Annotated in this window: 12 protein-coding genes; 6 read left to right on the forward strand and 6 right to left on the reverse strand. The window is 67.2% G+C overall.

What is annotated here, in order from left to right:
• Window positions 1–9: 9 nt before the first annotated feature.
• The 3 genes from VGN82_RS26190 to VGN82_RS26200 form a co-directional block, all read right to left on the reverse strand.
• Complete coding sequence (locus tag VGN82_RS26190) at window positions 10–786, reverse strand: Bax inhibitor-1/YccA family protein (RefSeq protein ID WP_327530041.1); 777 nt, start codon at window positions 784–786, stop codon at window positions 10–12.
• Window positions 787–1,007: 221 nt separating this feature from the next.
• Window positions 1,008–3,593: an ABC transporter permease gene (locus VGN82_RS26195; protein WP_327530042.1), complete on the reverse strand. Its 2,586-nt coding sequence runs from the start codon at window positions 3,591–3,593 to the stop codon at window positions 1,008–1,010.
• Between the two features lie 2 nt (window positions 3,594–3,595).
• Entirely contained in the window at window positions 3,596–4,324 is a 729-nt protein-coding gene (locus VGN82_RS26200; protein ID WP_327530043.1) for an ABC transporter ATP-binding protein, read from the reverse strand.
• A 177-nt stretch (window positions 4,325–4,501) separates the two neighbouring features.
• Here VGN82_RS26200 and VGN82_RS26205 point away from each other — a divergent pair, with 177 nt between their 5' ends.
• The 4 genes from VGN82_RS26205 to VGN82_RS26220 all read left to right on the forward strand — a co-directional run bounded on the left by VGN82_RS26205 (window position 4,502) and on the right by VGN82_RS26220 (window position 7,282).
• A complete protein-coding gene (locus VGN82_RS26205) occupies window positions 4,502–5,110 on the forward strand; it encodes an arylesterase (RefSeq protein WP_327530044.1) in 609 nt (202 codons plus the stop codon).
• An 83-nt stretch (window positions 5,111–5,193) separates the two neighbouring features.
• Window positions 5,194–6,249, forward strand: coding sequence for an aldo/keto reductase (locus tag VGN82_RS26210; RefSeq protein WP_327530045.1), 1,056 nt, complete (start codon window positions 5,194–5,196; stop codon window positions 6,247–6,249).
• A 161-nt stretch (window positions 6,250–6,410) separates the two neighbouring features.
• Window positions 6,411–6,989, forward strand: a complete 579-nt coding sequence (gene thpR / locus VGN82_RS26215; protein WP_327530046.1) for an RNA 2',3'-cyclic phosphodiesterase — start codon at window positions 6,411–6,413, stop codon at window positions 6,987–6,989.
• A gap of 2 nt (window positions 6,990–6,991) precedes the next feature.
• Window positions 6,992–7,282: a 4a-hydroxytetrahydrobiopterin dehydratase gene (locus VGN82_RS26220; protein ID WP_327530047.1), complete on the forward strand. Its 291-nt coding sequence runs from the start codon at window positions 6,992–6,994 to the stop codon at window positions 7,280–7,282.
• A gap of 7 nt (window positions 7,283–7,289) precedes the next feature.
• Here VGN82_RS26220 and VGN82_RS26225 read toward each other — a convergent pair whose 3' ends face one another.
• The 3 genes from VGN82_RS26225 to VGN82_RS26235 all read right to left on the reverse strand — a co-directional run bounded on the left by VGN82_RS26225 (window position 7,290) and on the right by VGN82_RS26235 (window position 9,911).
• Complete coding sequence (locus tag VGN82_RS26225) at window positions 7,290–8,435, reverse strand: GNAT family N-acetyltransferase (RefSeq protein ID WP_327530048.1); 1,146 nt, start codon at window positions 8,433–8,435, stop codon at window positions 7,290–7,292.
• Window positions 8,436–8,491: 56 nt separating this feature from the next.
• Window positions 8,492–9,145 (reverse strand): DUF6875 domain-containing protein, encoded by a 654-nt coding sequence (locus tag VGN82_RS26230; protein ID WP_327530049.1) that lies wholly within the window; start codon window positions 9,143–9,145, stop codon window positions 8,492–8,494.
• 91 nt (window positions 9,146–9,236) lie between these two features.
• A complete protein-coding gene (locus VGN82_RS26235; RefSeq protein WP_327530089.1) occupies window positions 9,237–9,911 on the reverse strand; it encodes an RluA family pseudouridine synthase in 675 nt (224 codons plus the stop codon).
• A gap of 171 nt (window positions 9,912–10,082) precedes the next feature.
• Between VGN82_RS26235 and ftsY the strand changes: the two genes are divergently transcribed.
• Window positions 10,083–11,264, forward strand: coding sequence for a signal recognition particle-docking protein FtsY (gene ftsY / locus VGN82_RS26240; protein ID WP_327530050.1), 1,182 nt, complete (start codon window positions 10,083–10,085; stop codon window positions 11,262–11,264).
• Window positions 11,265–11,296: 32 nt separating this feature from the next.
• Entirely contained in the window at window positions 11,297–11,911 is a 615-nt protein-coding gene (locus tag VGN82_RS26245) for a septation protein A (RefSeq protein ID WP_327530090.1), read from the forward strand.
• Window position 11,912: the final 1 nt, after the last annotated feature.

The raw sequence follows: 11,912 nt of genomic DNA on the forward strand, positions 1-11,912 counted from the left end.
CCGATCAGATCATTCGCTGCGGTTGCCGAAGAGCGAGAGCAGCATCTGGAACATGTTGATGAAGTTCAGGTAGAGCGACAGGGCGCCGTTCACCGAGAGCTTCGCAGCCGATTCCGCATCCAGGTCGGAATAGAGATACATCTCCTTCAGGCGCTGGGTATCCCAGGCGGTCAGGCCGGCGAAGACCAGGACGCCGATCGCCGAGATGGCGAAGGACAGCGCGCTCGACTGCATGAAGAGGTTGACCACCGAGGCGATCACGAGGCCGATCAGGCCCATGATCAGGAACGAGCCCATGCCCGACAGCGACTTCTTCGTGGTGTAGCCGGCAAGGCTCAGCGCTCCGAAGGCCGCAGCCGTGATGAAGAACACCTTGGTGATCGACTCGCCGGTGAAGACGACGAAGATCGACGACATCGACACGCCCATCACCGCCGCGAAGGCGAAGAACATGGCGCGTGCGGTCGAGGAGCTCATGCTCTCGGCCTTGAACGAGAAGAACATGATGAAGGCGAGCGGGGCCAGCATCACGACCCATTTCAGCGGGCTGAGATAGAGCGCCTGGCCGAGCGGCGTCAGCGCCGTGACCTTGCCGGTCTGCGAGACGCCGGCGATCGCCAGCATCGAGATGCCGATCGCGGCGAGGCCGGTGATGGCCAGGCCGATCGACATGTTGTTGTAGACGCCGAGCATGAACGAGCGCAGGCCCTGATCCATCTCGACGGCGCTGGTCTGCTGTGCGCGGCCGGCACCCCAGACTGGAGCATTGCGGTCGAAGTTGCTCATGGAGCGAGTTTCCCCTGACAGTGATTCCGAAGACGGCATCGCCCGGGGCGATGGCCTGTCGTCGCGCACAATCGTGGCGATGCCCGGGAATATGAGGGGCTTTGCCGGTTCTTACAAGGGGTCGGCATGGTTAAGGCGCCAGCGTTTATAGAAACGCGGCGCCCAGACCATGCAAATTTACCCGCGTTTAATGTCTATCGCGAGTCGTCGATAGATAGTCTTTATAAATTCCGCAGGTGAGAAGCCGGTGCTTTCGATAGTATTTTTACCGTGCCGGCGAGGCCGAACAGGACGGTAACACCAATCGCGGCAGTCGCGGCCAGTAATGCGCCGGTCGGGTCACTGACGAATTCGATCTTCATCACTTGCGTGACGACGCCCCAGCCCGCGAGAGCCCCCGCGACAACGCCGAACAGCGCCGAGACGAGGCCGATCGCGGCGTATTCGAGGGCGTACGACGAAAGTATAAAGCGGCGTGTGGCGCCGAGCGTCTTCAGGATCATCGCGTCGTAAAGTCGCGCGCGCTGCCCGGCCGCAAGCGCGCCACCCAGAACGAGTAGGCTGGCGGCGATGGCGAGGCCGGATGCGCCGCGAATGGCGGTGGCGAGCTGGCCGACGATGGTGTTGACCGCCTCGAGCGCATCCTTGACCCGAACGGCCGTCACGGAGGGGAACTCGACGGCGAGCCGGCGCAGCAGCGCGGCGTCCGTGCTGCCCGCGCCGTCGGGCGCCGGCGCAATGGTGGCGAGGTTGGTATGGGGTGCGCCGGCGAAGGTGTTGGGGGAGAACAGCATCACGAAGTTGATGCCGAGCGTGCGCCATTCGACCGCGCGGAAATTGGCGACGCGGGCGGTGATGTTTCGCCCGAGCACGTTGACGGTGAGCTTGTCGCCGATCTTCAGCCCGATGCCGGCGGCGTTCTGGGCATCGAAGGAGACCAGCGGCTCGCCGCGATAGTCGGCTGGCCACCACTCGCCCTCGGCGAGCTTCGAGCCCTCGGGCATCTCCTGCGAATAGGTGATGCCGCGGTCGCCATCGAGCACCCAGGCGGATTGCTCGGAAGCCTTGATATCCTCGGCCCGGACGCCGTTCACGGAGACGATCCGGCCGCGCATCATCGGCACGCGGGCGAGCGTCGCGCCCGGGCGCTCCTCGTGCAGGACCGCGTCGAAGCGGGCCGCGTCCGCATTGGGAATGTCGAGGAAGAAGAAGCTCGGCGCCTTCTGGGGCAGGGCCTGGGTGAGCTGACGCGTCAGGCTGGTGTCGATGAAGGCTAGCGCCGAAAGCAGCGCGACGCCCAGACCGAGCGAGAGCACCAGCGAGGGCGTCAATGCGCCGGGGCGATAGCTGTTGGCCAGCGCCATGCGCAGCGAGGGATTCTTCGGCCGCGGCGTCCGTCGGGCGAGCGCCATCAGCCCCGTGGAGACGGCGCGCAGCAGCACGAAGATGCCGACCATCACGCCGATGTAGATCAGCGCGATGCGCCGGTCATAGGCGAAGGCGAGCGCGACGCCGACGAGGCCGCCCAGCGCCAGCAGGCAGATCGCGAGATAGATCACCCGTGGCCGGCGCGCATCGGGCTCGATCTGGTCGCGGAACAGGGCCGAGACCGGCACGTCATGGGCGCGGCCGAGCGGCAGGATCGCGAAGACCAGCGCCGTCAGCAGTCCGTACAGCGCCGCGACGCAGAGTTCGCCGGGCGCCAGCGTCGGTTCGAAGGGAACGGGCAGCACCGATTGCAGTGCGGCGCCGAGTGCAAAGGGGGCGGCCGCGCCGAGCGCGAGACCGATGCCGGTGCCCAGCCCTGCGACCAGCATGACTTCGGTGAGATGGATGGCGACGACGCGGCCGCCGGTGGCACCGACCGCCTTCATCGTGGCGAAGTCGAGCTTCTTGGCCTCGACGAAGCGGCGCACCGCATTGGCCACGCCGACGCCGCCGACGAGCAGCGCCGTCAGGCCGACCAGGGTCAGGAACTGGGTGAAGCGCTCGAGATTGCGCTGGAAGCCCGGATTTGCGTTGGCGCGCGAACGGATCTCCCAGCCGGCATCGCGCTGCTCGGTTCCGGCGGCGGCGATCAATGCCTCGAGCGCCTTGTCGTCGGCCGCTTGTGGCGGCAGCGAAACGCGATAGGTCCAGCGTACCAGACTGCCGGGCTGGAGCAGGCCGGTGGCGCGCAAGGCCTCCTGCGACATCAGCAGGCGCGGGCCGAAGCCGACGCCGGCGGCGATCTTGTCGGGTTCGGAGACGAGATTGGCGCGAAGCTGCACCCGTGCGCCGCCGACCATGATGATGTCGCCGGGCTTCAGATCGAGGCGGCCGAAGAGGACGGGGTCGGCGACCGCGCCGAAGACGCCCTGCCTTGGCGCGAGCAGCTCCGTAATCGGCGCCTGGGGCTCGGTGACGAGCTCGCCGATGGCAGGGTAGCCCGCATCGACCGCCTTGATCTCGACCAAGGCGGTGCCCTTCTCGCCGGCATTCGCCATGCCGCGCATCGTCGCGATGGTGGAGACGGTGCCCTTGCCGGCCAGGAAGGCGAGTTCCGGGGGCGTCGCCTCGCGATGGATCAGGCTGAAGGCGGCGTCCCCGCCGAGAATGCGCCGGCCTTCGCGTGCCAGCCCCTCGGTCAGGCCGCGTGAGGCGGAGGCAACGGCCGCGATCGTCATGACGCCGAGCGCGAGGCAGGCGATGAAGACGCCGAAGCCACGCAGGCCGCCGCGCAGATCGCGCCAGGCGAGGCGAAGCGCGAGCTGGAAGCCGGATATGCCGGATGGCGCCACGGGGGCGGGTTTGACGGTTCCGTGCATGCTCAGGCGACCGCTGCGTCAGCGCTGGACGAGGTCGGTGCATCGATACGCCCGGCGCGCAGGCGCACGGTGCGGTCGCAGAGCGCAGCCAGAGACAGGTCGTGGGTGACGAGGACGAGCGTCGCGCCACGCTCGCGCCGCAGCGCGAAGATCAGGTCGACGATCGAGCGTCCGGTCGTCTCGTCGAGATTGCCGGTGGGCTCGTCGGCGACGAGGATCGCCGGATCCGGCGCGACCGCCCGGGCAATGGCGACACGCTGCTGTTCGCCGCCTGACAGCTGCGCCGGGTAGTGGTCCATGCGATGTCCCAGTCCGACATCGCGCAGCTCGGCCTCGGCGCGGGCGAAGGCGTCGCTGGCGCCGGCCAGCTCCAGCGGCAGGGCGACGTTCTCGCGTGCCGTCATGGTGGGAACGAGATGGAAGGACTGGAAGACGATGCCGATGTGACGGCCGCGGAACACGGCGAGCGCATCCTCGTCGAGCGCGCCGAGGTCCTGGCCAGCGACCTTGACGCTGCCGGAATCGGGGCGCTCCAACCCGGCCATCGTCATCAACAAGGTGGATTTGCCGGAGCCGGAGGGGCCGACGAGCCCCGTCGCTTGGCCTGCGGCGAGCGACAAAGAAACACCCTTGAGGATATGGACGCGGGCGGCGGCACGCCCCAAACTAAGTTCGACATCCCGCAATTCGATCGCCGGCTGCTCTGTCGGTGGGACGCGCACTTCGCTCATCATCCAATGATCCTGCCTTCGATATCCATCAGCGTCCCTGCTCGCATCCGATCACGGCCCGAGCGGGGCAAAACGCCGTCGCGCCCCACAAGCGGGCGATATGGGCGTGCCCCGGCGCTTGTCCAATCTCTTTGCGCCGCATTTCTACTCTGCTGCGCTCTGTTTCCGGTGGCGAGCATGTCTCAGACCTTGGCCCAGACACCGCCACAAGCGCCTGCACGGACGCTGAAAATTGTGGCGCTCGGCGACAGTCTGACGGCTGGCTACAATCTGCCGGCCAGTGCCGCCTTTCCGCCGGTTCTCGAGCAAGCGCTGCGCCAGAAGGGTATCGCTGTCGAAATCGTGAATGCCGGCGTGTCGGGAGACACGGTGCAGGGCGGGCTCGAGCGGCTGGACTGGTCGGTCGCCGACGGCACCGATGGCGTCATCCTCGAGCTGGGCGCCAATGACGCGCTGCGCGGACTCGATCCGGCGACCACCCGCAAGGGGCTGGAGACGATCATCACCCGGTTGAAGGAACGCGGCATCCCCGTGCTGCTCGCCGGCATGTATGCGCCGCGCAATCTCGGCGCGGATTATGCTACGCGCTTCGACAGCATCTATCCCGAGCTTGCGAAGAGTCACGGGCTGGTGCTTTACCCGTTCTTCCTGGAAGGCATCGCGGGCGACCGCGCGCTCAACCAGCCTGATCTGCTCCATCCCACGGCCGAGGGCGTCCGCGTCATCGTCCGCAACATCCTGCCCACGGTCGAACGCTTCCTCGCGACGCTGCCGGCCAAACCCTGACGAGCCTGTCGGCCCGCCAGCCTTTCCTCTGCCCATCTGCTGACCGTGCGCCTCCCGCCGGCCGCTTCCGGAGTTGCATTGCCATGGAATATCGTCGTCTCGGCCGCACCGATCTCGAGGTCTCGGTGATCTGCCTGGGAACCATGACCTGGGGCGAGCAGAACACCGAGGCCGAGGGCCATGAGCAGATGGACTATGCGCTCGACCAGGGCGTGAATTTCTTCGACACCGCCGAGCTTTACTCCATTCCGCCGAAGGCCGAGACGCAGGGCTCGACCGAGCGGATCATCGGCAGCTGGTTCAAGGCGCGCGGCAACCGCGACAAGGTCATCCTCGCCTCGAAGATCTGCGGGCGCGGCGGCAACACCTGGTTTCGCGACGACAAGAGCCCGACGCGGGTCACCCGCAAGCAGATCCGCGAGGCGGTCGAAAAGAGCCTGAAGCGGCTGCAGACCGACTATATCGATCTCTACCAGATCCATTTCCCCGAACGGCCGATGCCGTGGGGTTCGAACCCGACGCGGTTCTCCAAGGCGGCGTTCGAGCGCCCCGATGACGAGACTCCGGTCGCCGAGCAGCTCGACGCCTTCGCCGAGATCGTGAAGGAGGGCAAGATCCGTCATCTCGGGCTCTCCAACGAGAGCGCCTGGGGCACGATGAGCTTCGTGCAGGACGCAGCACTGCGCGGGACGCCGCGGGTCCAGTCGATCCAGAACGCCTACAACCTGCTCAACCGCACCTTCGAGACGGCCTTGGCCGAGGTCGCGATGCGCGAGGATGTCGGCCTGCTCGCCTATTCGCCGCTGGCGCAGGGCTACCTGACCGGCAAATATCTCGATGGCGCGCGACCGGCCGGGGCCCGCACCACGCTGTTCGACCGCGGCCAGCGCTACCAGACCGCCGGCTCCGAGGATGCGATCAAGTGCTACATCGCGCTCGCTCGCGAAGCGGGGCTCGACCCGGCGCAGATGGCGCTGTCCTTCGTCAATGCGCGGCCCTTCGTGACCGCCAACATCATCGGCGCAACGACGATGGCACAGCTCAAGACCGACATTGCCTCAATCGCGGTCAAGCTCTCGCCGGAGGTGGAGGCGAAGATCGACGCGATCCATCAGCTCGTCGGCAATCCCTGCCCCTGAGGACAGGCGTTATCCGCGGGCTTGGTCCGGGCATCTCTTGCAGGAGATGGCCGGGTCGAGCCCGGCCATGACGGGTGATCCGATCGATCGCTGTTGAAGAAGGCGGCAGGTGCCCGGCTTTTCGTCTCGCCAGAGTCACAAAAAGCTGGCACTGATTCGTCATGCCGAGGCTGTTCACAGCTCTGGAGATTCCCGCCGAGGTCGCCTCGGCGCTGACGCTGCACCGCGGCGGGCTGGCCGGGGCACGCTGGATCGAGCCGGCCGACTACCACATCACCTTGCGCTTCCTCGGCGATGTCGACCGACGCACCGCCAATGACCTCGACGAGTTCCTGGCCGATATCCGCAGCTATCCCTTCGAGGTGACGCTGGATGCGCTCGGCAGCTTCGGCGGCGACAAGCCGCGCGCCGTCTTCGCGCGGGTGCAGCCGACGCCCCGGCTCAGCGAGCTGCAGGCCGATCTCGAGCGGCTGACGCGCCGGCTCGGCCTGCCGCCGGAGGGGCGCAAATTCGTGCCGCATGTGACGCTGGCGCGCTTGCGCGACACCTCGCCGATCGATGTCGCGCATTATCTCAGCCTGCACCCGATCATCCGCCCGATCAGCTTCACCGCGAGGCGGCTCGCCTTGATGTCGTCGCGCGACTCGGTTGGTGGCGGGCCCTATGTGCTGGAGGCGGCCTATCCGCTCGGACCCTCCTATCCGAACCGGCCGCTGCGGGGCGAATTCCAGCGGAGATGACGATGCCCAAACGCCTTGGTCCGGAGGCTCGCGATGAAGCGCTGACGACGCTGACCGGTTGGAAGCTGGTCGAAGGGCGCGAGGCCATCACCAAGCGCTTCGTCTTCCGCGACTTCAGCGAGGCCTTCGGTTGGATGACACGAGTCGCGCTGCTGGCGGAGTCGATGGACCACCATCCGGAGTGGTCCAATGTCTACCGCACCGTCGAGGTGACGCTCTCGACGCATGATGTGGGTGGCCTGACGGAGCTCGACGTGAAGTTGGCACGCGCCATAGACATGATCGCGGGCTGACGGGCAGTCAGCGCCTCGCGCGCCAGGCGGCCAGAAGCCTCGTAGCCGGCGCCGGCAGGCGTTTGACCGCGCTTTTCAATGTCGGCCGCAGACGCTGCAACCCGAGACGACACAGCAGGCGGCCCTTCAGGGACAGGGGCAAGGCGAGATCGGCGACCGGAGTGCTGCCGTCGGCATGATCCAGCTTGTAGGAATCCGCCGGGCCGAGCAGATCGAAGATCGCGCTCCCGCGCGCTTTCGCCATCGCGAAGCTGTGATGGATGAGGATGCCGCCGACGCCGCCCCGCTCGTGATCGGGGTGTGTCGCGATGACATGGCCGAAGCTCGCACCCTTGCAATCGAGCGAAAGGTCGATGCCGATCGCGGTTCCGTTGCAGCGAATGGCGGTGATCCGAAGCGGCGAGGAGCCGGACGTGTCCCCGGCGAGATCCCGAAAGAATGCAGCGAAGCGCGAGTCGGAGACCGCAGGTGCGATGATGCCGTGACGTTCCAGCGCGACCTGCTTCATCGCTATGGCTTCCAGCGCCAGGCTCATCGCCTCCTCACCAGGGGGGACCATGTCGAAAGAGAGCGGCCCGCGCTCGGCGAGCCGGCGCAGCCGCCTGCGATGGTTCGAGCGTTCGCGCGCCGCATAAGCCTGGCTCGGGCCGTCAGGCCCGACCCGGCAGGCGAGATCGGCGAAGGGTGCCAGGATCCGTTCCGAGCAGCTTGCTCCAACAAGCAGGCCAGATTGGGCCAGTGCTGAGTCGGCGCGGAGCTTGCGGGCCTCGAAGAGATCGGCTCGCAATGAACGGACGCCGCGCCAGCCCGCGCGCATGAGCGTGGCTTCGTCTGCGCCCTGCTCGGCCATCACGTCGCCGAACTGGGCGATGGGCAGGCCCATGAAGCGCAGCGTGTCGAGGCCGAGGCGGCGCTGGCGGACCAGCGGCCAGATCATAACGAGTCGGCCCTCTCGCCGCAGCGTGACGATGCTCAGCCGCGTCCGCGCATCGAGATAATGCGTGGCCCAGTGGCGCAGGACCGTATGGCTTTGAAAAACCTGATGCGGCCTGGCCGCGCGCTCGAACAGGGCGTCCCATTCCTCGCGCAATGCGAGAAAGGCATCCAGCCGGTCGATCACTCCAATGCCGATCGGGGGCTCGGCATCACGCACGGCTCGGCCCGCGCTACCCGTGCGCAACGTATCCGCGAGATGTGCCGCCGCAGACGTCACGAGGCGCGCGCTTGTCGCATATGCGCGAAAAGTCGCTTCAAGCCGGCGGATGGAAAGCGGGCAAGATAGGGCAGCAGCAGCAGCGGATGGCGCGCTGCGAAGGGCGCGTCATGCTCGACCATGTGGCGGATGGCGAGCACCGGGAACGGTGAGCGCAGCGGGCGGAAATCCGGATTCCACAGGCCCGGCGCCTCCGACTGCGCGTACATCAGCCCGATCATGCGGTTGCGCGACAGGGAATAGAACTTGTGACCATCCTGCACCCGCCGCAGCATGGCGATGCCGTCCTCGCCGGCACAAGCGGGAAAGCCGATGATCACCGTGCGGAAATGCGCCATCGATGCCTTGGTCGGTATCGTCTCGAGCTCAGCGAAGCCGGCGCGAATCAGGGCGAAGGTTTCGGCTTCGTCGGCGGGACCAGCATTGCTCACCACCATGCGCACGGCGTCGAGATTCGCCGCCTGCCGGGTGAAGGGGCAGACGGCGCCGGTGCGGCCGAGATCGGTATGCGGGCTCATCAGATAGCCCTCGACCCAGCCGATCAGCGTCGCGAGCGCGCCGTCAGGTGCAAGGGCGGCCTCGGCGCGCGCCGCTTCCATGTTCAGAAGCGCCTTGCCAGGATCGACCGCGATGGTGTGCGTTTCAGCCATGGCTCTCTGCTCCGGCGCGACCGGAAGCGAGCTCTAGCAGAGCGGTCTTAGGGAAGCGTTGCGCGGGCCGGGCCGAGGAGGCGCCTCGGGATTAACCCTCTGCTAAGTCTGGTTCCCAGCCACAGGAGCGTAGCGCCGTTTCCATATGCGGCGGTGGCGGAGCCTTGATGCGGATCGCGGGCTTCTTGCGGTAGAGCGGGATGGCGATGGCGCGGGCGTGGAGCTGCAGGCCCGGGCCGCCCTCACGCGGCGCGTCGCCATAGATCTCGTCGCCGAGCATCGGCCAACCCGACGCCGCGCAATGCACGCGGAGTTGATGGGTGCGGCCGGTCAGCGGTTCCAGCTCGAGCCAGGCGAGCGGGCCGGTCCCGTCCTGCCCGCGTCCCATCACGCGATAGCGCGTCTGCGAGGGCAGGCCGTCGGGATCGACCTTCATCCACCAGCCGCGATCGGGCGCGCGCTTGCCCAAAGGCAGGTCGATCAGCCCCTCGTCGGCATCGGGACTGCCCCGCACGATTGCCCAATAGGTCTTGTCGATCCTGCCATCGCGAAACATCTGGTTGAGCTCGGCCATGGCGCGGGGATGACGGCCGAGGATGAGGCAGCCGGAGGTGTCCTTGTCGAGGCGATGCGCGGCTTCGGGCCGGCGTGGCAGGCCGAAGCGCAGCGCGTCGAGATGATCCGTCAGGACCGGGATGACGCGCCGCTTGGCCTGGGGGCCGCGATGCGAGGGCAGGCCCGCCGGCTTGTCGATCACCAGCATCATCGCGTCGCGATAGAGCAAGGGGAACGGCAGCGGCGGCTCGTGGCGTGACTCCAAGGCCTCGCCGGGGCGGGAAATCTCTGGTCGATCGGGCGCTGTCATGGCATTGCGCTATCGAAGCCTACCCTGTCGCGCAAGCACGAGCCGCTGCGCGGCGAGGCCACGGGAAGAATGATGAGCGAGAACGAACCGAAGAAGCGCGGCTTCTTTTCGAGATTGTTCGGCAGTGAGCCGGAGCCTGTGGCGCCTGCGCCCGCCGCGCTGCCGGTGCCTGTGGAGGCGCCGGCCGAGCCACCGCTTGAAGACGCGCCGATCGCGCCCGAACTGCTGACCGGCGAGGTTGCGCCCCTGCCCATCGCGATGCCGGAGCCGGCGCCCGTGCAGGCCGAGCCGGTGATGGCTCCGCCCGTCGTTGCCGCGCCGGAGCCGAAGCGGAGCTGGTGGCGCCGGCTGACCGAGGGACTGTCGCGGACATCCTCGGCGCTGACGACCGGGATCACCGATCTCTTCACCAAGCGAAAGCTCGATGCCGGCACGCTCGAAGACCTCGAGGACATCCTGATCCAGGCCGATCTCGGGCTCGCCACCGCGGCCCGGGTCGCTAAAGCCGTCGGTGAAGGCCGATACGACAAGCAGATCGAGCCGTCCGAAGTGAAGGCGATCCTGGCCCGCGAAGTCGAGGCCATCCTGACGCCGGTCGCGCTGCCGCTTGCGATCGACGCCACGAAAAAGCCGTTCGTGATCCTGATGGTCGGGGTCAATGGCTCCGGCAAGACGACGACGATCGGCAAGCTCGCCGCCAAGTTCCGGGCAGAGGGCAAATCCGTGATGCTGGCGGCTGGCGATACCTTCCGTGCGGCGGCGATCGAACAGCTCAAGGTCTGGGGCGAGCGGACCGGTGCCGAGGTCGTTTCCGGCAACCAGGGCGCGGACGCCTCGGGGCTTGCCTTCGAGGCGCTGCAGAAGGCCAAGGCCGCGGGCACCGATGTGCTGCTGGTCGATACGGCCGGGCGGCTGCAGAACAAGGCCGGCCTGATGGACGAGCTCGCCAAGGTGGTCCGCGTCATCCGCAAGCTCGACCCCGAGGCGCCGCATGCGGCTTTGCTGGTGCTGGACGCCACCGTCGGCCAGAACGCGGTCAGCCAGGTCGAAGCCTTCCGCGACACCGCTGGTGTCACCGGACTGGTGATGACCAAGCTCGACGGCACGGCGCGTGGCGGCATTCTCGTGGCGCTGGCGGCGAAATTCGGTCTGCCGGTGCATTTCATCGGCGTCGGCGAAAGCGTCGACGATCTGGAGCCGTTCTCGGCGCGCGACTTCGCGCAGGCCGTGGCGGGATTGGGAGAGGCGGCGTGACGAGCGACAATGGTGCGGACACCGCCGAGGCCGTGACGGAGCGGACGCTGACGACCCGGAGCGTCCACCCGCTGCTCAAGCTCGCGCTCGAATTCGGGCCGCTGGCGATCTTCTTCTTCGCGAATTCCTATGGCGACCGGCTGTTCGGCGTGGCGAGCGACCGCCGCATCTTCGTCGCGACCGGCATCTTCATCGTGGCGTCGCTGGTGGCGCTCGCCGCCTCTCGCGTGCTGATGGGCTATCTGCCGCGAATGGCGATCGTCAATGCCGTCGTCGTGACGGTGTTCGGCGGGCTGACGATCGTGCTCGACGACGCCTTCTTCATCAAGGTGAAGCCGACCATCGTGAACGCCCTATTCGGCAGCGTCCTGCTGGGCGGCCTCTGGTTCGGTCGCTCGCTGCTGGCGCTGGTGTTGGATACGGTGCTGCAGCTCGACGAGGCAGGCTGGCGCAAGCTCACGCTGCGCTGGGGCCTTTTCTTCTTCGTGTTGGCCGCGCTGAACGAGGTCGTCTGGCGCACGCAGACCCAAGATTTCTGGGTCGCCTTCAAGGTCTGGGGCGTGATGCCGCTGACCATGGCGTTCGCTCTGGCGCAGACGCCGCTGATCCTGAAGCACGAAATCAAGCCGGCGAAGGCCGCCGAATAGC

Origin of the sequence: Allobosea sp., assembly GCF_035999205.1 — a bacterium.
Taxonomy (GTDB): Bacteria; Pseudomonadota; Alphaproteobacteria; order Rhizobiales; family Beijerinckiaceae; genus Allobosea.

What these genes read in the sequence shown, in the direction of transcription:
- VGN82_RS26235 (WP_327530089.1), bottom strand. Translation starts at nt 9,911, where the DNA reads ATGATGCTGGTGATCGACAAGCCGGCGGGCCTGCCCTCGCATCGCGGC.
- VGN82_RS26205 (WP_327530044.1), top strand. Translation starts at nt 4,502, where the DNA reads ATGTCTCAGACCTTGGCCCAGACACCGCCACAAGCGCCTGCACGGACG.
- VGN82_RS26195 (WP_327530042.1), bottom strand. Translation starts at nt 3,593, where the DNA reads ATGCACGGAACCGTCAAACCCGCCCCCGTGGCGCCATCCGGCATATCC.
- VGN82_RS26190 (WP_327530041.1), bottom strand. Translation starts at nt 786, where the DNA reads ATGAGCAACTTCGACCGCAATGCTCCAGTCTGGGGTGCCGGCCGCGCA.
- thpR (WP_327530046.1), top strand. Translation starts at nt 6,411, where the DNA reads ATGCCGAGGCTGTTCACAGCTCTGGAGATTCCCGCCGAGGTCGCCTCG.
- VGN82_RS26230 (WP_327530049.1), bottom strand. Translation starts at nt 9,145, where the DNA reads ATGGCTGAAACGCACACCATCGCGGTCGATCCTGGCAAGGCGCTTCTG.
- VGN82_RS26210 (WP_327530045.1), top strand. Translation starts at nt 5,194, where the DNA reads ATGGAATATCGTCGTCTCGGCCGCACCGATCTCGAGGTCTCGGTGATC.
- VGN82_RS26220 (WP_327530047.1), top strand. Translation starts at nt 6,992, where the DNA reads ATGCCCAAACGCCTTGGTCCGGAGGCTCGCGATGAAGCGCTGACGACG.
- ftsY (WP_327530050.1), top strand. Translation starts at nt 10,083, where the DNA reads ATGAGCGAGAACGAACCGAAGAAGCGCGGCTTCTTTTCGAGATTGTTC.
- VGN82_RS26200 (WP_327530043.1), bottom strand. Translation starts at nt 4,324, where the DNA reads ATGAGCGAAGTGCGCGTCCCACCGACAGAGCAGCCGGCGATCGAATTG.